Annotated in this window: 18 protein-coding genes; 9 read left to right on the top strand and 9 right to left on the bottom strand. The window is 44.8% G+C overall.

Annotation, left to right across the window (positions count from 1 at the left end; all coding sequences use genetic code 11):
* Positions 1-15 precede the first annotated feature (15 nt).
* Together N7U62_RS22005 and N7U62_RS22000 are read left to right on the top strand one after the other, a co-directional pair.
* Complete coding sequence (locus N7U62_RS22005) at positions 16-7,209, top strand: type I polyketide synthase (RefSeq protein ID WP_264140277.1); 7,194 nt, start codon at positions 16-18, stop codon at positions 7,207-7,209.
* 98 nt (positions 7,210-7,307) lie between these two features.
* Positions 7,308-8,009 carry a 4'-phosphopantetheinyl transferase family protein gene (locus tag N7U62_RS22000; RefSeq protein WP_264140276.1) on the top strand — a complete coding sequence of 234 codons (702 nt, stop codon included), beginning with the start codon at positions 7,308-7,310 and terminating at the stop codon, positions 8,007-8,009.
* Here the strand turns inward: N7U62_RS22000 and N7U62_RS21995 are convergent.
* The 4 genes from N7U62_RS21995 to N7U62_RS21980 form a co-directional block, all read right to left on the bottom strand.
* Complete coding sequence (locus N7U62_RS21995; protein WP_264140275.1) at positions 7,935-8,117, bottom strand: PspC domain-containing protein; 183 nt, start codon at positions 8,115-8,117, stop codon at positions 7,935-7,937. The genes N7U62_RS22000 and N7U62_RS21995 overlap by 75 nt on opposite strands.
* A 4-nt stretch (positions 8,118-8,121) precedes the next feature.
* Positions 8,122-8,346 (bottom strand): hypothetical protein, encoded by a 225-nt coding sequence (locus N7U62_RS21990; RefSeq protein WP_264140274.1) that lies wholly within the window; start codon positions 8,344-8,346, stop codon positions 8,122-8,124.
* 172 nt (positions 8,347-8,518) lie between these two features.
* Entirely contained in the window at positions 8,519-10,402 is a 1,884-nt protein-coding gene (locus tag N7U62_RS21985; RefSeq protein WP_264140273.1) for an ABC-F family ATP-binding cassette domain-containing protein, read from the bottom strand.
* Positions 10,403-10,480: 78 nt separating this feature from the next.
* Positions 10,481-10,762 carry a sll1863 family stress response protein gene (locus N7U62_RS21980; RefSeq protein ID WP_264140272.1) on the bottom strand — a complete coding sequence of 94 codons (282 nt, stop codon included), beginning with the start codon at positions 10,760-10,762 and terminating at the stop codon, positions 10,481-10,483.
* Positions 10,763-10,884: 122 nt separating this feature from the next.
* Between N7U62_RS21980 and N7U62_RS21975 the strand changes: the two genes are divergently transcribed.
* The 3 genes from N7U62_RS21975 to N7U62_RS21965 all read left to right on the top strand — a co-directional run bounded on the left by N7U62_RS21975 (position 10,885) and on the right by N7U62_RS21965 (position 12,902).
* Positions 10,885-11,514, top strand: coding sequence for a uridine kinase family protein (locus N7U62_RS21975; RefSeq protein WP_264140271.1), 630 nt, complete (start codon positions 10,885-10,887; stop codon positions 11,512-11,514).
* Positions 11,511-11,960, top strand: coding sequence for a GNAT family N-acetyltransferase (locus tag N7U62_RS21970; RefSeq protein ID WP_264140270.1), 450 nt, complete (start codon positions 11,511-11,513; stop codon positions 11,958-11,960). The genes N7U62_RS21975 and N7U62_RS21970 overlap by 4 nt, the downstream gene beginning before the upstream one ends.
* A 225-nt stretch (positions 11,961-12,185) precedes the next feature.
* The gene (locus N7U62_RS21965; protein ID WP_264140269.1) at positions 12,186-12,902 is read left to right on the top strand and encodes a DUF3667 domain-containing protein; all 717 of its coding nucleotides are present in this window, start codon (positions 12,186-12,188) and stop codon (positions 12,900-12,902) included.
* A gap of 281 nt (positions 12,903-13,183) precedes the next feature.
* On the opposite strand, the gene N7U62_RS21960 is transcribed toward N7U62_RS21965, so the two are convergent.
* A complete protein-coding gene (locus N7U62_RS21960) occupies positions 13,184-13,900 on the bottom strand; it encodes a DNA alkylation repair protein (protein WP_264140268.1) in 717 nt (238 codons plus the stop codon).
* 300 nt (positions 13,901-14,200) lie between these two features.
* Here N7U62_RS21960 and N7U62_RS21955 point away from each other — a divergent pair, with 300 nt between their 5' ends.
* The 4 genes from N7U62_RS21955 (at position 14,201) to N7U62_RS21940 (ending at position 18,190) form a co-directional block, all read left to right on the top strand.
* Positions 14,201-15,073 (top strand): UDP-2,3-diacylglucosamine diphosphatase, encoded by an 873-nt coding sequence (locus N7U62_RS21955; RefSeq protein WP_264140267.1) that lies wholly within the window; start codon positions 14,201-14,203, stop codon positions 15,071-15,073.
* Between the two features lie 3 nt (positions 15,074-15,076).
* Complete coding sequence (locus tag N7U62_RS21950; RefSeq protein WP_264140266.1) at positions 15,077-16,129, top strand: glycosyltransferase family protein; 1,053 nt, start codon at positions 15,077-15,079, stop codon at positions 16,127-16,129.
* A complete protein-coding gene (locus tag N7U62_RS21945) occupies positions 16,130-17,509 on the top strand; it encodes a GH1 family beta-glucosidase (protein WP_264140265.1) in 1,380 nt (459 codons plus the stop codon).
* Between the two features lie 204 nt (positions 17,510-17,713).
* Positions 17,714-18,190 (top strand): hypothetical protein, encoded by a 477-nt coding sequence (locus tag N7U62_RS21940; RefSeq protein ID WP_264140264.1) that lies wholly within the window; start codon positions 17,714-17,716, stop codon positions 18,188-18,190.
* A gap of 264 nt (positions 18,191-18,454) precedes the next feature.
* On the opposite strand, the gene N7U62_RS21935 is transcribed toward N7U62_RS21940, so the two are convergent.
* The 4 genes from N7U62_RS21935 to N7U62_RS21920 form a co-directional block, all read right to left on the bottom strand.
* On the bottom strand, positions 18,455-18,982 hold the full coding sequence (locus N7U62_RS21935; RefSeq protein ID WP_264140263.1) for a TlpA family protein disulfide reductase: 528 nt from the start codon (positions 18,980-18,982) through the stop codon (positions 18,455-18,457).
* A 64-nt stretch (positions 18,983-19,046) separates the two neighbouring features.
* Complete coding sequence (locus N7U62_RS21930; protein WP_264140262.1) at positions 19,047-19,697, bottom strand: hypothetical protein; 651 nt, start codon at positions 19,695-19,697, stop codon at positions 19,047-19,049.
* Positions 19,681-20,163: an RNA polymerase sigma factor gene (locus tag N7U62_RS21925; protein ID WP_264140261.1), complete on the bottom strand. Its 483-nt coding sequence runs from the start codon at positions 20,161-20,163 to the stop codon at positions 19,681-19,683. Before N7U62_RS21925 ends, N7U62_RS21930 begins: the two co-directional genes overlap by 17 nt.
* A gap of 85 nt (positions 20,164-20,248) precedes the next feature.
* Positions 20,249-23,593: a ligand-binding sensor domain-containing protein gene (locus N7U62_RS21920; protein WP_264140260.1), complete on the bottom strand. Its 3,345-nt coding sequence runs from the start codon at positions 23,591-23,593 to the stop codon at positions 20,249-20,251.
* Positions 23,594-23,797: the final 204 nt, after the last annotated feature.

The following is a 23,797-nucleotide window of genomic DNA, read 5'->3' as shown; positions in this document are numbered from 1 at the left end:
TATCCCCGAACTTCAATGCATAAAGAAGAAATTGCAATTGTAGGCATAGGATGCCAAACACCTGGACAGATCCATGGACCAGAATCATTCTACTCACAACTCATGAATGGAGTTGATGGAATCACGGATATCCCCAAGGACCGCTGGAATCACGAAGAATACTATGACCCCAACCCCAACAAAGCAGGAAAAATCAAAACGAAAAAAGGCGGTTTTTTGGATCGAGTGGACCTTTTCGACAATGAATTCTTTAAAATTTTCCCAAAAGAAGCAGAAAGAATAGATCCACAACAACGACTCTTACTGCAAACAACATTTGAATCCATCGAAGATTCAGGAGATACCCTCTCAAAAGTACGCGGCTCTAACATGGCAGTCTTCATGAGTGTATTCACCAATGACTACTGGGACATGCAAATCGAGCAGGACAGCAAATATGCCATCAGTCCTCATGTCGCCATGGGAGCCTCCCGAACCGCTATAAGCAATAGAATATCCTACTTCTATGATTTGAAAGGACCGAGCGTATCAGTCGATACTGCTTGTTCAGGTGCTTTGGTCGCTGTACACCTCGCCTGCCAGAGCATCTGGGATCAATCGGCTACTAGTGCCATGGCCGGAGGAGTCAATGTAATCATCAATCCAGAATCTACCATGATGATGTCCAAAGGAAACTTTTTGAGTCCTGATGGATATTGCAAATCCTTTGACGAACGAGCCAATGGATACGTGAGAGGAGAAGGTGTAGGAGTCGTATACCTGAAACCCCTTTCACAAGCCCTCAAGGACAAAAACAAAATCTACGGCTTGATCAAAGCGACGGCCTGCAACTCGGATGGAAATACGGTAGAGGGATTTACCGTACCAAGTGAAACTTCTCAAACAGCCATGCTGACCAAAGCCTATCAGATGGCGGGCGTTGATGTGGACAAACTGCAGTACATCGAGGCACATGGTACTGGTACTCCGGTAGGTGACCCTATCGAGACCAAATCATTCTCCAATGTCTTTGGAGGTAGATCAGCAGATAGCCCTTTGATGATCGGATCAGTCAAAACTAATATTGGACACCTCGAAGGTGCAGCAGGTGTGGCTGGTTTAATCAAGCTGGCCCTTTCGATGAAAAACAAGAAAATCCCGGGCAACCTCCACTTCCAGAAAGTCAATCCTAAGATTGATTTGGAGGGTTGGAAACTCAAAGTAGTGAGCGAAAACACGGAATGGCCTGAGCAAAAAGATGGTAGCCCCAGAATCGGTGGAGTCAACTCCTTCGGTGCTGGCGGAACCAATGCTCACCTCGTGCTACAAGAATATGTAGCAAAAGAGGAAGCGCCTTCTAAAACACCAGAAGAGAATATGTATCTCTTCAAAACCAGCGCCATGTCCCTCCCAGCCCTCAAGAATCTGCTATTGGAATACAAGCAGTTCATTGCCGAGGACAAATACTCCTTGAGAGACATTTGCTACAACGCAGGGGTCAGAAGATCTGATTTGAAACACCGAATCGCGATCGCCTTCCATGACAAAGCCGACATTCTGGACAAAATAGATGCCTATCTAGCGGGTAATGTATTGTCAGGCGTGACAGTTGCAGAGGTAGACGTAGCGGCCAAAAAACTGGGTTTTGTATTTACAGGTCAGGGCCCTCAATGGTACGCCATGGGACAAGAGCTAATCGCGAACGAACCCCTGTTCAAATCTACGATTCAGACCATCGAAGGCTACTTCAAAGAAATAGCCGGTTGGTCACTACTCGAGGAGATGAACAAGGATGAGGAGAACTCCAATATCAATGACACCCGAATCGCACAGCCAGCCATTATGGCCATTCAAATCGCTCTGGTTGAGCTCTGGAAAAAGCATGGCGTCACGCCAGAAGGTGTCGTCGGGCATTCGATAGGTGAGGTCGCAGCAGCATATACTTCGGGTGCACTCACCCTTGAGCAAGCTGTATCTGTTATCTTTCACAGAAGTCGCGGACAGCACGCTGCTACTGGAAAAGGCAAAATGCTGGCAGTAGGCTTGAAGCTAGCGGAGGCAGAAAAACTAATCGAAAAGGTAAATAACGTTGTTTCCATAGGTGCGGTCAACGGACCTGAAATGTGTGTACTCTCTGGAGATGAAGCGCCTTTGGTCAATATCTCAGAACAGCTGACCGAAAAGGATATTTTCAATAAGTTTCTACGAGTTACCGTTCCTTTTCACTCCCATCACATGGAGCCACTGAAGGATGAGTTGATTGATTCTCTGAAAAGTTTAGTTCCATCCAAAGCTAAAATCGACCTATACTCAACCGTAACGGGCAAGCAAGAAGATGGCAGCCATCTGGTAAGTGAATACTGGTACGACAATGTGCGTGAACCGGTCTATTTCGCATCAGCATTGGAACAAATGGTAGAGGATGGCTATGATTTCTTTATCGAAATTGGCCCTCACCCAGCCTTATCATCGGGCGCGGAACAAGTCTTTGAAATGAAGAACTCAAGTGCCGTCATCTTCCCTTCTATTAAAAGAAAGGAAAACGAAAAGCTTCGATTCTTGCAAACACTTGGAAGTCTATACACCCACGGAATCGAGTTGGATTGGGACGCCATCTATCCAACGTCTAACCTCATCTACGATCTACCCAATTATACCTGGGATCTAAAATCCTTCTGGCACGAACCTGCTAAACACAGAGCCAGAAGGCTGAACAAAAAACTTCACCCATTGATCAAAGAGTATAAAGAATCGGGGTTAGGAGAAAATGACTTCAGCTTTGAGGTGATGCTGGACAGAAGAACAGATCCCTACATCGACGATCACCGTGTCAATGATGCCATCATCTTTCCTGGAACCGGTCATTTAGAGATTGCCACTTCAGCAGCCATGATTGCCTTTGAGCAGGAGTTCGGATTTTTGGAGGACATCAATTTTGACAATGCACTGTTTCTACCGGAAGAAGGAGAACCAGCAGAAGTAAAAATAGAAGTATTCTCTGAGGAAGGCAGGTACTGCATCCTGACCAAGGATACTCAAAAAGAAGATGCGCAGTGGATTAAAAACTCGAACGGAAAAATGAACATGCTGGGAGATCAATTCATCTCCAAGCATGTGAAACTGAATGAAATCAAGCATCGAGTGAATGATCGATTGCCTGTCCAGCCCATGTATCTGGAACTCAAAAAATGTGGGCTTCAGTACGGACCCGCATTCAAACTCATCAAAAACCTGTGGGTAGTAGGACCAGAAATTCTGGCTAAAGTAGACCTGCATGAGTCATTGGAATATGGAGTAGAGGACTACAACCTCCACCCTGCAGTCCTGGATGCTTGTCTCCAAAGTATGTTCGCGGCTAAAATGAGTGATGATGACGAAGAGCGGGGCATTTACCTCCCCACTCACATCGATCGATACAAGTTTCATGCGAAACCCAAATCCAAATCTGTCTACAGCTACATTCAGGTGGAAGAAGCCAGCTCAGAGTTTCTAAGAGGAGACTTTTGGATCATGGATGAGGATGGCAGTTTGGTTGCCGAGATCCAAGGCATCGATTTCAAATACATCGAAGGGTCAAGAAAGCAGGAAGAAGATGTTTCTTATTCTGGCTGCTTCGAATTCGAGTGGGACGAAATCAAGCCTTCTGAATTCAAGCCTTCACACAATACGATTCTTGTCATACGTGAAGAAGATTTTGTGATCAAAAGCCTGAATAAAAAGTTGGTTGACAATAACACAACTTTGATTCACTCGATGATTACAGACTACTCTGACAGAGAAATGGTCCGCGCTGAGTTGAAGAAGGTCAAGGAAATGAACCCGACCTTGAACCGAGCAATAATCACTCTACCACTGACTGAAAAACAAGGGGATCTGAAGAATAATGCGGTAAACCTCAGCTGGAAAATCCTGAATATCTTCAATGCCATCATTCAGGAAGAACTACAGTTCTCCATCTGGATTGTCAATCAGAATGCTGAAAATGTACTGGAATCAGATCCTCAAATCAACCTGGCTCAGGCACCAACTTATGGACTATCCAGAGTTATGTTCAACGAATACCCGATGGTCACTTGTAAAGTCGCCGATCTATCGGATATCGAAAACGAAAAGGAAACTGCCAATCTGGCCAATATCATCTCTTCTCCATCCAATGGAGGAACAGAATCTGATTTGGCCTTTAGAGGCAAGCGAATATTCTCCAAGCGTCTGCAAGCAGTCAGCAAGGAAAAGGTTCAGGAAGAGTCTTCCTTGGAATTGGCCGCTTCTGGTTCTTACTACCAGACTGTCCTGAGAGAACAGGGCATGATCGATTCTATCGCTTTCCGTCAAACAGTTGCTCAACCTTTGTCAGATTCAGAAATTGAGATAGACATCAAAGCAGCAGGAATCAATCGCCGAGATTTATGGAACATCCAGGGATCTCTGAGCGAAGAAAGCCTGGCAGGCGGACTAGCCGGCAGTCAGATTGGACTCGAGTGTAGCGGAGTTGTTTCCAGAATTGGCAGCAAAGTATCCCATGTCAAACCTGGCGATGATGTTCTCGCCTATGCAGCAAATTCTTTTGCGGGCAAAACGATTAGTCAGTCTCACTGTGTAGTCAAAAAGCCGAATACGCTCTCCCATGAGGCTGCTGCTACTATCCCAGTCGCTTATCTCACTGCCTATTATTGCATGGTACAGCTTGGGCAGATCGAAAGCGGGGAACGCATTTTGATCCATCAGGCAACGGAAGATGCAGGCTTGGCAGCCATCTCCCTGGCCAAATGGAAAAAGGTAGAGATATATGCCACAGCTGACACAGATGACCAACGAAAGCTGTTGACAGAAATGGGCATCTCCTACGTCTACGACAGTCAATCTGCGACCTTCTACGATGAAGTCATGAAAGACTCCAATGGAGAAGGTGTAGACCTGGTACTCAATACCCTGAGTGGAAAGGCGATTGTTCAAAGCATCAAATGTCTTCGTGCCTTTGGTCGTTTCATTGAGTTGGGCAAGAAGGATATTTACCAGGATATTAGCCTGCACCTGAAACGATTCGGAAATAATCTGAGTTACTCCGCAGTGGATCTGGACAGACTCATGGCTCAGAAGCCTCAAAAAGCTGCGATCATGTTCAGAGAAGTCATGGAGCTGATAGAGAACAAATCTATCCAGCCGCTGACCCAACAGGTATTCAGCATCAATGATCTATCAGAAGCGCTTCAGTCTTTATCGAAAGAAGAATCAATTGGCAAAACGGTGGTAAGCATGGAAGGAGAAACAGTCCATGCCCTTCCTCTAGAGCAGATTCAATTCGCTCCTGACAAATCCTACATCATCACAGGTGGTGCCAGCGGATTTGGAATAGAGATAGCCAAATGGATGGCCGAAAAAGGTGCCAAGCACCTGGCTCTGGTCAGTAGAAGCGGTCCGAAAAACGACTATGATTACAGCTGGATCAACAAGATGAAACAGAGTGGCGTAGATATCATGATCGAAAACCTCGATTTGTCTCAAATCGAACAGGTCAAAAAGATGACGCAAAGAGTTCACGAACATGCACCGATTGGTGGAGTGATTCATGGTGCGGCTGTATTGCAAGATGCTACCATCTCCAGAATGGACAAAGCCCTCTTTGAGAAAGTCTTCGTACCAAAAGCCATGGGTGCCTGGAACCTACACCAGACTACCGAAGACTTAGATCTAGACTACTTCCTTTGCTTCTCATCTGTGTCGTCAGTGGTAGGCGTACCGGGTCAGTCCAACTATTCCTCGGCCAACAACTTCCTGGACAAGTTGGTGGACTACAGAAAGCAAAAAGGCCTCCATGCCCAAAGCATCAACCTGGGTGTACTGGGACAATATGCCGGTATGACCAAAGATGGAAACGGGGCTGTCTTGAATGTATTGGATAGTCAGGGCTGGATCCCATTGACACTGAAACAAATCCTGAGCAAACTGGAAAAGCTAATGCTAGAAGGCGATCGCATCCGTATGGCTACCAATGTAGACTGGTTGCGCTTCAGAGATTTTTTCCAGCACTTGAGAAAAGATGGAAAATTTGCTCACCTGTTGACGGACGAGGTGCTAAAAGTAGGTGCTTCAAAGAGCAATGGCGAAGGATTGCGTGAAACCATCATCGCAGCAGAAGATCAGGCCCCAGCGCTTCTTATCGAGCACTTGAAAGGTTCACTGGCCAGAATACTGGGTACTACGGCTGATAAGCTGAACGAAGGTAAATCCATCTCTGCCATTGGGTTGGACTCTCTGATGATGAACCAATTGAGAAACTGGATACTTCAAAAACTGGAAATCAACTATCCATTGATGAGACTGTCGAAAGGTCCGAGTATAGTGGAAATCGCTGACCATTTGCTGGAGAATCTAAAAAGCTCTGCCAACGAAAGCGTAGAGCAAGTCCTGGAGGATGAATCAGGTATCACTTCAGAAGAGGATATCGAGGTGATCAACGAATGGTTCGTTCACAAAAAGCGAGAGGCCAGTGAAACAGAAGGCAAAATCAAGCTCTTTATGTTTCACTCCATGGGAGCGGGTGCTTCGATGTTCGATCACTTTCTCTACAATGTACCTGATGGCACAGACGTCTATGCCGTGCAGATGCCAGGACGGGAAAACAGAAAGCACGAAGATCTCTACACGGATTTCACACTCCTATTGGATGATCTGGAAAACGAAATCCTGCCACTATTGGATGAACGCTTCGCTTTCTTTGGACACAGTTTTGGTGGTATGGTGGCCTTCGAGCTTTCCAGACGATTGCGTCGAAAGTATGGTAAAACACCGCTGCATTTCTTCTGCTCGGGGACGATGGCTCCTCAGATGACCATAACCTGGAAGAACCGCGATGTACTGAAACAGTCTGCCATCTCGAGCAATTCGGAACAGAAACTTTTGGGACTGATGAGCTATATCGATGATGTCAACTATGTCAAGAAAATCCTTCCGATTTTGAGACTAGATATGGCACTATTGACGAGCTACGAGTTTCAGGAAGAGGATCGATTCGATTTCCCCATCACGGTTTTCTCTGCGATAGAAGATGAGGTGACATTGCCTGAAGAGATGCGTCCATGGGAGGACCTCACGAACGCCAAATTCAAGCAGGAACTGGTGCATGGCGATCACTGGTTCGTTAGTCGCAACAAGGACTTCATCAGAGAGAAAATCAGCGATGATCTGAGAACGGCCTTGACCATCGACGAAGAAGTATTGATGCAAAAATAAATATCCACATCGGCTGTCTGAGCTTCAGGCAGTCGATGTTTTTACCCCCTAAAACCAGATTAATCTCAACTGATAATCATACAACCAGCTAATTATTAATGATTGACATTTTCTTGCCTGAAGAGGCTCGAGCTTGCTTTACCAACCAAAACTTAGGTGCTGAAGTATTACATGCTGAAGAGCTTTCCATTTATCAAAATTTCGAACCCACCAGACAATTGGATTTTTGCAGAGGGCGATACAGTGCCCACCAGTGCCTGGAGCATTTCGGAGCAGATGCCCCGATACTTAAAGACCAGGAAGGTGCACCCATCTGGCCTGAAGGATATTCAGGATCAATCAGCCATACGAATGGAATGGCAGGTGCTATGGTCACCAAAAATGTTTGGATTCGCTCTGTAGGTCTAGACCTGGAAAGAATAGGTAGAATCACCCGAGAGCTATGGCAACTGCTTTTTACTCCCAGGGAAATCAATCAACTGAATCAATGCTATCCAGAGAAAGCCGACTTCCTAAGTACTTTGTTCTTTTCTATAAAGGAAGCTTTTTACAAAATGCAATTTGCCATCAGCAGGCAATTCATGGGTTTCCATGACTGTGAGATCGTTTATACAAAAGAAAAATGTCATCTAAGCCCTTTGGTCAAGAGTACCGATGCACTCTATCAACCAAGCTTCTATGACATTCACTATCATCGTCACGATGATTTGATTATTTCCTATGTTTTACTCCGGCATGATAAACCAAAGCACGAGATAGATAATCACCCCTGGGAAACCAATCGACATGATGGTCATTAGCACATATGCCAAACGTACCAATGTATAGTCCCATCCCAGGTAATCAGCAATACCGCCCAATACCCCTCCAAAAACTTTGTCCTGTGATTTTTTCAATATTCGTGTCATCTTCTTATTGGTTTAGTTTGAAATATGTTTGAACGCCTCGGCTGATGTCCGTAAGCGAGATCAGCCTTGGTAACTCAACCTGTCCGATTGAGGCATGGTTGGCTTTCACCCAGCCGCGTTCCACAGACAGATCCGAAGCATTAGAAGAATACCCAATGATCACTGCGGCTATTACACCCAGCAAAATTATTAAGACTCTTTTATCGTTCCATTTCCATCCGCTTGACATGGCTCTTTTGGTTTTATTTATTTTGAGTTTTGACCTTTGACTCTATTATGCCAAAGCTTGTGCCAAAAAACTAAAACCGCCTAAACAGCTAGAAAACAAACATTTCAGAATATCACCATAAAATACATGTAACGATATCGGACACTCGGACAACAGGAATTGTCCGCTTTGATCAGGCCAACTCTGAGAGCTCGAGCCAGCGCATCTCTTTTTCGTCCAGCGAATCGTTGACTTCCTGCAGTTCCTGAGACCAGGTAGATAGCTTTTCATGATCCATTTCGCCCGAGTTCATCCACTCCTCCAGTTCAGCCTTTCGCTCGTTGAGCTTTTCTATCTCAGACTCCAGGGATTCAAACTCTCTTTTTTCGTTGTAGCTCAACTTGCGCTTCTCCTCAGTTCGCACCTTGGTGGTGTTGTCTGTTTTTGGCGCACTACTCTGAGCATGTTGGGCCTTCTTCTCCTCTTCCAGTTGGGTTCTGTAATCGGTATAGTTGCCCGGAAAGTCCTTAATGGTCGCGCTTTCGTCAAACACGAACAAATGATCCACCAGCCTGTCCATAAAACACCTATCGTGAGACACAATCATCAGGCAGCCCTGGAAATTGTCGAGATAGTCCTCCAGCACATTGAGCGTAACGATGTCCAGGTCGTTGGTAGGCTCATCGAGGATCAGGAAATTAGGATTGGAAATAAGGACCTTGAGCAACTGCAATCGACGCTTCTCTCCCCCACTCAATTTGGCCACAAAGTCATGTTGCGCCTTGGGAGGAAAAAGGAATTGGTTGAGCAATTGAGAGGCTGAAATCGTGCTGCCATCCTCCAGCTGAATCGCATCGGCGATCTCCGATATTACATCGATCACCTTTTTGCCCGGATCCTCCTCTATGGTCTGCTGATGGTAATAGCCAAAGACCGTATTCAGTCCCTGATCGATCTCTCCTGCATCTGAGGCTACACTACCGGTGAGCACATTCAAAAAAGTAGACTTTCCCGTTCCGTTCTGTCCGACGATACCGACTTTTTCTCCTCGGGTAAAAACATGGGAGAAATTAGAAAAGATGGGTTGATCCGCCCAGGATTTGGCCACATCCTTGAGTTCAAGGATTTTCTTACCCTGTCTACGGCCCGACAGCTTGATTTCCATCTGCTGCTTGCTCAGATCTACCTTCGCCTTCTTTTTCGTTTCGTGAAAAGCGTCTACACGATATTTTGCTTTGGTACCACGCGCCTTTGGTTGTCGGCGCATCCATTCCAGCTCCTTGCTAAGTAAGTTTTTGGCTTTGTCTTTTTCGACCTGTTGGATTTCTTCCTGTTCGGCTTTTTTCTCCAGGTAGTAGGCATAGTTGCCGTTGTATTTGTGAATCTGCCCTCGGTCGATCTCTACGATCTCGTTGCACACCCGATCCAGAAAATAGCGGTCGTGCGTCACCATCAGCAAGGACAGATTGGCGGTATCCAGATAATCTTCGAGCCATTCGATGATATCGAGATCCAAATGGTTAGTCGGCTCATCTAGAAGCAGAAAATCCGGCTGGTCAAGTAGGGCTTTGGCAAGCGCAATTCGCTTTTGCTGGCCCCCGGACATGCTGCTGATTTTTTGCCTTAGATCGTTGATGCCCAGCTTGCCCAGGATTTCTTTCAGGCGAAATTCGTAATCCCAGGCATTGATCGCATCTATTTCAGACACCAGCACCTCGATACGCGCCTGATCGGCATCCGTCGGCGCATCCTTCTCTACCAATTGCCAGTATTCTCCCAGCAGTCGGGATTCAGGATGTGTAGGATCAAAAATCGAATCCAATACGGTTTCGAAACCCGACAAATCAGGAGACTGAGCCAAATAGGAAACTTTCAAGTCCCGCTGAAAGGAAACCTCCCCTTCGTCTTGCGTATCCTTGCCAGAAATGATATTGAGCAAAGTCGTTTTACCACAACCATTTACTCCGACCAGGGCCACCTTCTGTCCCTGATCGATTCCGAAAGTGATGCCTTCGAAAAGCTGCTTTTCGTTATAACTCTTGCTTAATTTTTCTACAGAGACGGCAATTGGAGGCATACACTTCTTCTTTTGATTTGTGTCGCAAAACTAGCCGAACTTCGCGTCTGCCCCATGTCTCTGGGAGGATTAATTCTATTAAGATTTTTTCTTGAATGCCGCTTCGGCTGCCAGCTTGATTTCTTCTGCTGCTGAGGCCAGGTGATTTTTGATTTCCTCCCACTTGCCTTCGTTCTTGTTTTTGAACTCAGTATAGTCATCCTCCAGGTCTTCTTTCTTCTTTTTCAGCTCCTGGATTTTCTCTTCTACTTCATCACGGATTTCATCTTTGGCTCCTTTGGCTTCTTCTATCAAGTCGTCGATTCTACGACCCAGTTCGTTTAGGATTTGCTCTACTTGTCCTTTGTGTTTTTCACTCATTACAATTATGATTTAGATTGTTGGACTAAAGATAGAAACTTACAGGGAGTTAATGCGTCCTAGTCTGGTTTTATCCACAGAGGCGATTAATTTTGCAGCTTTAGTACCGAAAACAAACAACATTGAGCGATTCTAACTCTCCATACGTGGTAGGTATCTGTGGCGGAACAGCCTCAGGCAAAACCAAATTACTCTCAGACCTGCAAAACTCTTTCGAGCCAGACCAGATCAGCGTGCTGTCGCTGGACAATTACTACCGGGATATCGAGGAACAATACGTGGACGAAGGAGGAGTGGAAGATTTTGATCGTCCCAGCTCGATCGACCTTCTGGCCTTTGCAGAGGATCTGAAAAAGCTGAAAAATGGAGAGAGCGTCCGTCGCAAAGAATACACATTCAACAATCCTGATGCGGAGATCAAATACGTCGAAACGAAAGCAGCCCCCATTATCATTGTAGAGGGGATTTTCATCTTTCATGAGGCGGAAATCAGAAACCAAATCGATCTGAAGGTATTTGTAGAGACCCAAATACATCTGGCCATGAAACGTCGCATCAAGCGAGATGCCATCGAACGCAATTATGACCTGGATGATGTCTTATACCGCTTTGAGCATCATGTCATGCCTGCCTATCAGCAGTACATCGAGCCTTACAAAACCATGGTCGACCTGATCGTGCCCAACAATGGCAGCAACTTTGATACGGCCAAAAACGTGATCCAGAGTTTCTTGAGAACCCGACTGAAATGATCCCCAATATCCAAAAAGTGGCAAAGACCGACTATCCCGAAATAGTCGAGGTTTGGGAAGCTTCTGTCCGAGCCACACATGACTTCCTGAAGGAAGAAGACATCCAATATTTCAAGCCATTGATCCTGAACACCTACCTGGATGCCGTTGAACTGCGCTGTGTAAAAAATGAATATGGCAACATCATCGGCTTTTTGGGTGTAGCGGATGGCAATTTGGAGATGCTCTTCATTCACCCCGACTTCAGAGGAAAAGCCATCGGCAAAGGGCTATTGAACTACAGTGTCGATCATCTGAATGTAAGCAAAGTGGATGTCAATGAGCAAAACCAACAGGCAATCGGTTTCTACCTTCATTCGGGTTTCGAATCTGTCGATCGCTCCGAACTGGACGCTACGGGCAAGCCCTACCCCATCCTCCACATGGAGTTGAAATCGAAAAATTAAGTTTGGAATACATTAGATTCTCAGCGCTATTTCACGGCTCACCGAATCTAACCCATTGGTCTGACGGAATTCAAGTGATTGCCTGGGACAAAGAAGTAGTCTAAGCACAGCTGCCAGTCTGATGACAGTTATCTAGATTTTTCCTATTTTTAAAATTCAGGATATAAGCTTACTGGAAAAAGAGACTGAAGTTGAGTCCTACAAAACACCAACAAATTAACTCCAATGAACTGCCCAAACTGTAATCAAGTCATTGAGCAAAAATATTGCTCTAACTGTGGTCAACCTGCACAACTTCCCAGAATAGATTTTCAATACATCAAAAGAGAAATAGCAAGTGTCTTGAGTCTGGACAAAGGGATATTGTTAACTATCCGAGAACTTATACTCCGTCCTGGTGAAAACATCCGATCATTCTTGCAAGAGGATCGAAACAGACTGGTCAAACCTGTTATTTTCTTGATTCTATGCTCATTGGTCTACTCAATAGCTCAAGGAATCCTCAAGTTTGAAGATGGCTATATCAATGTGCATTCTGATGAAAGCACATCTAGTGTGATGATGATATTTAACTGGGTGCAGGGAAATTACGGTTATGCCAACATTATGATGTCCTTCCTCTTTGCTCTGTGGGTCAAATTATTCTTTCGGAAAAACAATTACAATTTCTTCGAAATATTGGTTCTCATGTTTTTCGTGATGGGCATCGGCATGCTTATCTATGCCGTCTTCGGAATTGCAGAAAATATTACTTCTCTTAAAATCCTTCACCTCGGTGGGATGTTAGGGCTGATATACGTTTCCTGGGCCATCGGCCAGTTTTTCCAACCCCACAAAGCAATCATTTATGTTAAAAGTTTTCTTGCCTATCTCCTTGGGATGGTAAGTTTTGTAATTACTCTAGTTTCAATTGGCATCTTATTGGATTGGTGGCTTCAGTAGCCGACTTAAGTAATGGATTCTCAATTACCCCAATAGATTTGAATATTGGCTGTTGATATATTTCCTCAATAGCCGGAATCAAAAGATAGATACGGGCCTGTATTTTCAAATTGGCAAGGTGATTACGAAAAGTAAGACCATCCCCCTCTGGCTTGATAGTAAGAGGAAACAATATCTCTTCGAAATAAGTTTAAGAATATAAGCTTTTGGATAAAAGAACAAGCTTATAGAAATTCAAAGTGTTCATGTAATCCTGCATTCAGGATAAAAACAATTCCTTCTCACCCATACACCTCCCTTGGATAGCGCTGTGTTTTGAAGCCTGGCTTGCTAAACTCTCTGAGGGCATCCCTGGCGATCCAATGGGCAGACTTGTGGTCCTGCTGGAGGAGAGATTCACAACAGGCAATGGCTCGTTCGGTTAAGTCATCGTTGCGCTTGCCTATGGTTCTCAGCGCCCAACTTAAGGCCTTCTTGACGAAATTGCGTCCATCAAAGGCATACGTTTCGATCAAAGGAAGGAAGGCTTCAAAATCCGAATTAGGCGCTTTCTTATGACCGAAATGATAGCCTATCATCAGCGCTATACCTGCACGTCTTTCGAACTCACTTTCACGATCAATCCATTCGGAAACCTTCGCATAGGCATAGGGCGTCTGTCCCAAAAAACTCATGCAAAAGTGATCACAGATCTCCCAGGATTCAAACTGCGTCACCCATTGGTCCATCAATTCTGGCGTCACCATTTTAGGGCTAAACAATAGGGGCAACAGCATTCGAGCTTCGTAGACACCCGTCTCGAATAACCCAAGTGCCAGTTCATTGTCCTTTTCGATTCCTCGGGCTATCTCTTTCAACTCCTTTATGGTCAGTCCCAGTGAATCATTGGCTGTGATGCCAAACTTACTGGCGCGCTGCTCCCTGACTTCAGCGTTGGATTGGGCTTCTAGTAGCTTCATCACCTCAGGGACGGTGAGAGACTGTTTTTGCTTGCTCATTTTAAGAAATACTACATGCTATATTATCTCAATGATAAGTATTCCTTCCTGATTATCTCATTCAAGCAGAGGGTTTTAACACAAAAATAATTGTGAGAAAACGACCCAATAACATAGCTAATCCACTTTTGTAAATAAACGATCATGAACTACTCTCCTTCCTTCCCCGCATTCAAAGTGAAATCCCACCCTTCCAAAAGAAGCAAGCTCATCTACCTATTCAGGTGGCTGCAAGAATTCCTCTTTTCACTGGTAGCGCAGTTCATCAACCCACTGCGGTCACCGCTAAAGTCCAACTAGATGAAAAACAAAAGAAACGTAGACATACTGGTGCTCTCCGATATCCATCTGGGCACCTATGGGTGTCGAGCCAAAGAACTCCTGGCCTACCTCAAGAGCATCGCACCTCAAAAGGTGATCCTCAATGGAGACATCATCGACATCTGGCAATTTAGCAAGCGCTACTGGCCCAAAAGCCACATGAAAGTGGTGAGCCAGATATTCAAATGGATCTCAAAAGGCATCCCTGTCACCTACATCACGGGTAACCATGACGAGATGCTCAGAAAGTTTGAAGGCTTCTCGGTGGGATCTTTCGAGCTACAGAACAAACTGGTATTGGAGCTGAAGGGCGAAAAAGCCTGGGTATTTCATGGGGACGTATTTGATGTGACCATGCAGCACTCGCGCTGGGTGGCCAAACTGGGCGCCATTGGGTACGATTCGCTGATCTGGATCAACCAGGTGGTCAACTTCGTTTCGGAGTTCATCGGTCAGGGTAGGATTTCGCTATCCAAAAAAGTAAAGAACAGCGTGAAAAGCGCCGTGAAATTCATCAATCAATTCGAACAAACTGCCACGGAGATCGCGGCAGACAATGATTTCAAATATGTAATCTGCGGTCATATCCACCACCCTGAAATGCGGGAATATGTAACCGAAAAAGGTACGGTGATGTACCTCAACTCTGGCGACTGGATCGAAAACCTAACTGCCCTGGAATATAGCGAAGGAGAATGGAGCGTCTTTCAGTTCAGAGACGAGGACTTCCCAGAATTGGGCCATAAGAAAAAAGACGAGCTAGAAATGGATCTCGAAGAGCTGGCAGACCTCTCCCAAAAGTCCCCAAAGGAACTCTATGGAAAGATGCTGCAAGAAATGCTGAAAAACTAAAGAATGAAAATACTATACGCGATACAAGGTACTGGCAATGGCCACCTGAGCCGAGCACTGGATGTGATCCCCGCCCTGTCCCGAAGAGTGACTGTGGATGTCCTGATCAGTGGCATACAGGCCGACCTCAAACTTCCCTTTCCAGTCAAATACCGATACGAAGGCCTCAGCTTTATCTTCGGCAAAAACGGTGGAGTTGATATCATTGAGACTTTCCGCAAAGCCCATACAAGAAAACTCCTTTCAGAGATCAAATCCTGCCCGGTAGAAGAATACGATCTCGTGATCAACGATTTTGAACCCATATCCGCCTGGGCCTGCCGCATCAAAGGCATCAAATGTATCGCGCTCAGTCACCAAAGTGCCTTGAGATCGAAGCTCGTTCCCAAACCCAAACACCGAGACTGGTTTGGCTCCTGGATCTTGAAAAACTATGCCCCCGCGCACGAATACTACAGCTTTCATTTTCGCAAATACGACAATCAAATATTCACTCCCATCATCCGCAATGACATCCGAAATCAGGAAATCAGCGACGAAGGACACTACACGGTTTATCTTCCAGCCTATGGTGACAAAAAGCTGATCAAACACCTGAATAAGATCAAGAATGCGAAATGGGAGGTCTTCTCCAAGCATACCCTAAAAAGCTATCACAAGGGCAATGTGCATATCCAACCCATCGATGGGGTCAGTTTTGTTCAGAGTATGGCTGGTAGTGCAGGAGTGCTCTGTGGTGCGGGGTTCGAGACACCCGCCGAAGCACTTTACCTCGGCAAAAAACTGATGGTAATACCCATGAAGCGCCAATACGAACAGCACTTCAATGCAGAAAGTTTGAAAGAACTAGGCGTACCCATCATGCCCAAGTTGGGCAAAAAACGAATAGCTGATTTACAAAAATGGGTAGACGATGGCAGGGTGGTTCCTGTTTACTTTCCTGAGCAAACCCAGTTTATCATCGACAAGGTGCTGCAAGAGTACATCTCGGCACCCGAAAAGGAGGTCAAGAAAGCTCCCCTATTTTCTCTACCGAAATTGAAGATTCAACATTAAATGATATTTACTAAAGATGATTTTGGTCCTGATTTTCATTGGGGCGTGAGTACGGCTGCCTATCAGATAGAAGGTGCACATAACCAGGATGGCAAAGGCCCCTCGATCTGGGATCAATTCGTAAAGAAAAAGGGCAAGGTGCAGGATGGTAGCACAGGTGATCATGCCTGCAACCACTACCATCAGTACGAAGAAGATGTGCAGCTGATCCGGTCGCTCAATATCCCCAATTATCGCTTTTCTATCGCCTGGTCCCGGATCTTCCCCGAAGGGACCGGCCCCATCAACCCTGACGGAGTAGACTACTACAACAGACTCATTGATGCCTGCCTTGCTGTGGGTATTACCCCCTGGATCACGCTATACCATTGGGACCTGCCGCTGGCACTGGAGAAAAAAGGCGGCTGGGTCAACCGCGAAATCCTCAACTGGTTCGAACATTACGTCAGTACATGTGTGCGTTTGTTTGGGGATCGGGTCAAACACTGGATGGTGCTCAACGAACCGATGGTTTTTACCGGAGCGGGTTACTTCCTCGGCTATCACGCTCCTGGCAAAAAAGGGATCAACAAATTCCTGCCTGCCATGCACCATGCTACCCTGTGCCAAAGCCTCGGTGGGCGAATCATTCGGGATTTCGATCCTGAAGCCACCATCGGCACGACCTTTTCCTGCTCCCATATCGATCCGGCCTCCGAAGACAGCAAAGACATCAAGGCAGCCCAAAGATTCGACGCACTCCTAAACCGACTGTTCATCGAACCTGCTATGGGCATGGGCTACCCCATCCAGGAACTCCCCATTGCCAAACGAGTAGAGGACTACCTGAAGGCTGACGATGAAAAAAACATGGCTTTCGATTTCGACTTTGTAGGACTACAAAACTATACGCGCGAGGTGGTCAAATACAACTGGTATATGCCCTACCTACAGGGACAAATCGTAAAGGCAGAAGAGCGAAATGTAGACCTGACGACTATGGGATGGGAAGTCTACCCTCAGGGCATCTACAAAATGCTGAAGCGATTCCAAGCCTACGAAAACGTACGATCCATTATCGTCACAGAAAATGGAGTGGCCTTCGAAGATCAGTGTGAGGATGGCCAGGTCAAAGACATCAAACGCGTCCGCTTCCTGCAATCCTACATCCGAGAAGTACTCCGAGCCAAGAAGAATGGCGTGAAGGTGGATGGCTATTTTGTTTGGTCACTGATGGACAACTTCGAGTGGGCCGAGGGTTATGAGCCGCGCTTCGGTCTCATCTACAATGATTTTCAGCTACAAAAGCGCATCGTCAAAGAATCGGGCTACTGGTACTCACGGTTTCTGAAATCATCCAAGGTGATGCTGACTGATGAGCCGCAAAAGTCTGAGTTCTGAGCGATTTTAGTGTTTTTCAGCCCAAATAGCAGAAACATGGATGTTTCGACCCTTCCGACATTCCGGAAACACTGAAACACGGATGTTTCGACCTTTCCGACATTCCGGAAATGCTGAAACACGGATGTTTTGACCTTTCCGACGTTCCGGAAACCCTGAAACATGGATGTTTCGACCCTTCCGACGTTCCGGAAGAGCTGAAACATGCGTGCGCCAGCCATCACTGTGAGGCCTAATTCTGGGGCAAGGTGCATTTTATTAAATGCAAACAATCAATTACCTGAAAAATCCCATAATAAATTTAAATACATGGTAAATAATGACACCCTAACAATTTTTCATTTCAACGGGACAAATAGAGCCAGTTACCGAATAGTTGAGGACAAATATTTTGAAAATTCAGAAACAAAAGAGATTTATGTGCTGAGGAAAGAATTTGACCAATCACCTGATATTGCGGTCTATTATAACCAGAAATATTATTGGATAGACACGCCTGAAACTTCGAATGGAATAGTAACAAAGGATGGAAAAAAGAATAGAAAACTTAGCCGAGTTTTGAACAAAATGGATACATCAATGTTTGAAGTGAAAATTTATAAAAACTATGAAGCGTTTAAAAAACACGGCCATAAATATGTTTTCGGAATAGTCGAAATAATCGACAAAAAAGGAGGCTAATATGGTCTCCCTCCCGCAGTTTCTCCCTGTCCTCCGGAAGGAGGGCGAACCTGTGGACACCATGACCCCAAGGACTCTGTCCGTTTCCCAACCATTGATGACGCACTACTTTTACTAAAATACACGGGCAAAGGCTCAGCCTAAATCAAACAGGTAATGCCAGCAATCCGATTACTTCGAGTAATCGGATTACTCAAGGACGCCTCACATGCAGCCCGAAGAGATGTCTATGTAGATTACGAGAGCTATGTGCAGAGCAAAGGCTTAAGGCAACAGCACTTCTTGCAGCTTCTTGTCATCAGCTTTTACTGCTTTGGATAGGACAATCTCTCCATTTTCGTCCAAAACAAAATAGCGAGGAATCCAATCCAGCACGATATAATCGGTCAACGGGCTGTGCCATCCGGTGCTTATCAAATAGTGATCCCCAACCAGGTTATACTTTTCGATGGCCTGCTTCCATTTGGTCTCTTCTCGATCCACCGATAGGAAGACAAAGGCAACCTCCTCACCCTCGGCCTGAGCCTGCAGCTTCTTGAGATTGGGCATACCTGCCACACAATCCTTGCACCAGGAGGCCCATATATCTACAAAAACCTTTTTACCCTTCACCCCCTCTAGTATCTGAGCAAATGTGGCTTCTTCTCCCCCTACAGACTGGAAAGTCATCTGAAGAACCGAATCAGGAAAATTCTGATTCATGAGATATTGAGGAGCTGGATCGTTTTGGGCTTGTAACTGGAGAGCGATCAGACTAAGGAAAAAGGATAATGCAAGTACTGTTCTTTTCATATTTGATTGATTTTTAACTCCAAGTTAAACCATCCCATCGAAAAATGGGTTCCACTGCTAGCACTCATTTCCTCAGTTTTTCCATATCTGCTATGATTCCTTTCAATTTGTCGAAGGTTCGCCCGTAGATCAACTTGACATCCAGCTTGTAAATCGGTCGAGCAAAGATTCCAAAAATCAAAGCATAGCCCCAAATCGCCCCTAGCCAGATAACTGGTAGTCCCATAAAAAGATAAGGTTCATAGCCCCCGTTGATGCTGTAGACCCATGGTTGCTCATAAAATGGCCTGGGTTGCATAAAGAGCATTCCACTCAACCCAATCCCAATCAAAAGCGGATACAAGAATCTATAGATCTTGATGTATCGCTCAAAGCAGAGTTGAATCCAGTCATCGTATGCCTTGAGATAGTGATAACTATCCTGGCTTTGATCGAGATTTTCTAATTCGGTGGACATTTTCATGCTGATATAAACCAACCAATATAAAAGGCCGGCAACTCCGATTCCTGACCATACGATTTGTGCCCAAATCGAAAAAATCAGGTAAAGGCCAGCAAAAATTGCGATTGACCATAAATTGATCTTGTACATGCGTCCTAGCTTCTCTATGATCTGCTGGGACTTCTGGCTATACAGGTTATTGATCTTAGGAGCGACGAGCGCCTCGTCCCGCAAAAAACCCTCCTTCCAGATTGATTCAATTGACTTTTCCATCTAATATTTTCTTTAAGCGTTCTTTGATCCGTGAGATGCGCACCCCGATATTATTCGGGTTGGTACCGATGATCTCGGCTATATCCTGGTAGCTCTTTTCTTCCAAATAGAGCAGAATTACCGCTCTGTCCACCTCAGATAGTTGTCGAATGGCCTTGTACAGTTCATTAAGGGACTCGTCTGCAAAGGCACCACTATCTTCGCTCAGCTCAGGAATATAATCAGAGACAAACTGCTTGCGCTTGTTTCTCTTAAGCAAGGTGAGGCAAACATTGAGAGACAGGCGATAGATATAGGTAGACCACTCGGACTGGCCCTGAAAGCGCTCCCTCGATCGCCATATCTGCAGACAGACCTCCTGATAGTAGTCCTCAAAGTCCTCCTGACAGTTGGTATATGCCCGGCAAATCTTGATGATAATTGCCGCATAGGGCAGTATGGAAGATTGATAAAAATCGCTACTCACGGAATCTTTTTACTTGTTTAGTGGCTGATCCAAAGAATCATTACACCCAAAGTAAAAGTTTTTCAATTGCCAATGGGACGAAAGGTCAATCCCACTCCATTTTGATAGGAAAAGTCATGATGAAGGATGTACCCTTACCAAGCTCACTTTCGACTTCAATACGACCTCTGAGTTTTTCTACCAGGGCCTTAACGATAGACAAGCCCAAACCACTCGAACTTTCTCCCTCGGTAGGTTTAGCGGAGAGTTTTTGGAACATCTCGAACATTTTCTCCTTGTCTTCTTCACTGATTCCCGGGCCTTGATCGGTAATGGTGATCGAATATTCCTCCACCCCAGGATTAATTCCCATGTGAATGAGCTTTCCCCTTTCAGAAAACTTCATCGCATTCGTAAAAATATTGTCCAGAATCCTGCGCAATACATCCTTATCTGATTCTACCATTAGGCCTGCCAAAGGAAAATCCAAATCCAAAATCTGCTCCTTTTTCTCAAGATCGGTCTTGTAGTTATCCAACCAATCACCTATGTATTCCTTGATATCAAAAGACTCAATATTTAGCTTGATATCAAATTGTTTCATCCCACTGACATAGAGCAAATCGCTGATCAGCAAAGTACCCTGATCTATCAATTGGTTAATCAGTTTGTAGTACTTCTGCTCTTCTTCCTCATCATTAGATTTCTTCAATAGATTGACAAGTCCTTTGATGTTATTGAGTGGAGATCTAAGGTCATGAGCCACGATCCCGATCATACCGTCCTTTTGCCTGTGAAGATCCTTCAGCAATTCGTTTTTAGACAAGATATCCTGATTGTACTGCTGCAGCATTTGCGCCTGGTGTTGCAGTGCTTCTTTTTGCTCTACCACTTCGGCAGTTCGATTTTTCACTTCTTCTTCGAGTGCTCTCTTTTGATTATAGATGAATTTCATACGCACCTGATAGGCAAAATAAATCACCGTGATTACAGCCAGGGTCATATAGACTCTAAACCACCAAGTCATCCACCAGGGGGGATTGATAACAATTCTTAGATAGGTAATCTGGTCCATCCAGACCCCTTCTGTATCAGTGGCCTTGATACTCAACATATACTCTCCCGCAGGAATATTAGTATAGGTCACAAACCTACGATTGGAGTTAGTCACGATCCATTCCTTTTCGAAATTGTACAGACGATAGGCGTAATTCACCTGCTCAGAAGCGATGTAATTGAGCGCAGAAAACTCAAAGCTGAATACCGACTCTGTATGCTTTAATTCTAAGGTAGGAATCGAGTCCATGCTTTCTATCATGTAGTCTGCCATATTCTCAGATTGATTGAATACCTGAAAATCAGTAATAGCCACTTTTGATTCTTGTCTGATATCAACGATGCTGTCAGGATGAAAGGAGTTAAACCCATTAGTACCTCCAAAGTACATATAACCATCCTCCGTTCGAATACACGACTCCAGATTGAATTGATTGTTTTTAAGCCCCGTACTGAAGTTCCTGATTTCATAGGTTTCAGTATTGATTTTACTAATCCCTTCATTTGTACTTACCCATAGGTTTCCGTTTTTATCTTCCAGAATACCTGCAATATTTTCACTGGACAACCCATCTTTCTTGCTGATAGACTCAAATTCACCCGTCTTTCTATTGAGACGATTGAGTCCTCCCCCCTGAGTCCCTATCCAAATCCTGTTTTTCGAATCTTTGTACAAGGCCTGAACCGTATTGTTTTGAAGGCTGGTGCTATCTGATGGATCATACAAGTAGCGTTTAAAGATACCAGTTTCACGATTGAGTATATTCAAGCCCTGATTGGTCCCTACCCAAACCAGGCTGTCTCCATCCAACAGCAGCGACCAAACATTCTCATGACTCAAGGCAGTCGTGTCGTTAAAATCCCACCCAAAGTTGCTAAATGTATCTGTAGCCCTATCATACAAATTCAATCCACCTCCGATGGTTCCAATCCAAAGGTTGCCCTCCGAATCTTCTTCTATCGCCCATACATTTCCATTGTTCAGCATCCCTTTGTGTGCAGGGTTGGCCGGGTACTTCTTGATTATCCCAGTTTTCGGATCCAGTCGATTCAAGCCATGATAGTAGATACCCGTCCATACATAGCCTTCCGAATCCTGAAACACCTCCATGACCGACGAACTGCTCAATCCATACTCGCCATTTCCATTGGGTCTATAGTGGGTGATTTTATTCTTTTTTCGATCCCAATAGTCCAGCCCAGAGTGATCTATGGCAATCCATAAATTCCCTTCTGGACTTTCAGAAAATCCTGTTATGTTATTGCCTTGTATGCCTTGCTTATTCAAGGGGTTGTAGGTGACATGAGCAAAAGAAGTATAGCTCGGATGAAAATAACTGACTCCACCACTGTAAGTTCCTATCCAGATGTTGCCTTGATTGTCCTCCTCGATGCACCAGGCCTCATCACTGCTAATCGTCATGATATCAATCTCATCATGAAGATAATGGGAGAACCGGTCATGTTTGGGATCATAGAGATTCAGACCAAACTGCGTTCCAACCCAAAGGTTGTTGTTGCTATCAAAACATATAGCACGTATCTGCCCCTCAGTAATGGTCGTAGAGTCTGCCTCATCATAGACGAAATTTCTAATCTGCTCCTGTTCTGGATCATACCTGCTTAAGCCCGTTTCTGTACCCAGCCACAATCTACCCGTATTGTCCTCTTCTATCTTCCAAACACTGTTGTTGATATGAGAGTCATCAGCAAGTAATATTCTATCAAAGTGATTTCTTTCAGGGACATAACGATTGAGATAGTTGCCGACAGTCCCTATCCATATTCTTCCCTTGTTATCTTCATAGATGTCCATCACCCAGTTTTGTGACAGACTCTTGGGATTATCTGATGCATTTTCAAAATGAGTAATCTGAACATTAGGGAAGTCTTCCGGGTTCTCAATTCTGTTCAATCCTCCGCCAAAAGTTCCAGCCCATATGCGACCCTTGTTGTCCTGCATAAGTGACCATACCGAGTTATGACTAATGGTATTTCGATCACCAGGCCTATGAGTTAAATTGGAAAAGCGCTTCGTTTTCTTATCAAAACGGCTGATGCCATTAGTAGTAGAGACCCACAAATAGCCATCCTTGTCCTCAATAATATCTGTAATCAAATTAGAAACCAAAGTAGTAGAGTCACCAAACTGGCTGCTGTAGGTGGTCACACGATATCCATCATATTTGCACAAACCATCGAAGGTAGCTATCCAGATGAAACCTTCACTGTCTTGGAGAATCGCATTCACATTGGCATGTGTCAATCCTTCTTCAATCGACAAATGATTGAACCAAAGACTGGGCTGTGCGTCTATCTGAATAGGCAATAAGTATATCGCCCAACACAATAGACTAATGCGGAGGTTTAGTATGTTGTTTATGTTTGAAGCCATCCTAATACATCTCTTCAGCATTCATAGAACCACCAAAGAAACTTTATCAAGACAATACAGGAAGAGTGATTTTACGGGTTAATAATTAATAAATGTTGTTAATTGTTGTTTTCGGGATATGGTAAATATAATACATCATTATATAAGTCATTTTATATTTGATAGGATTATTTATTCATAATTGAACGAAATAACCTTAAATTA

Origin of the sequence: Reichenbachiella ulvae (genome assembly GCF_025833875.1) — a bacterium.
Lineage (GTDB): Bacteria > Bacteroidota > Bacteroidia > Cytophagales > Cyclobacteriaceae > Reichenbachiella > Reichenbachiella ulvae.
The sequence above is the reverse complement of the archived record's forward strand: the minus strand, read 5'-3'. Positions and strand labels throughout refer to the sequence as shown.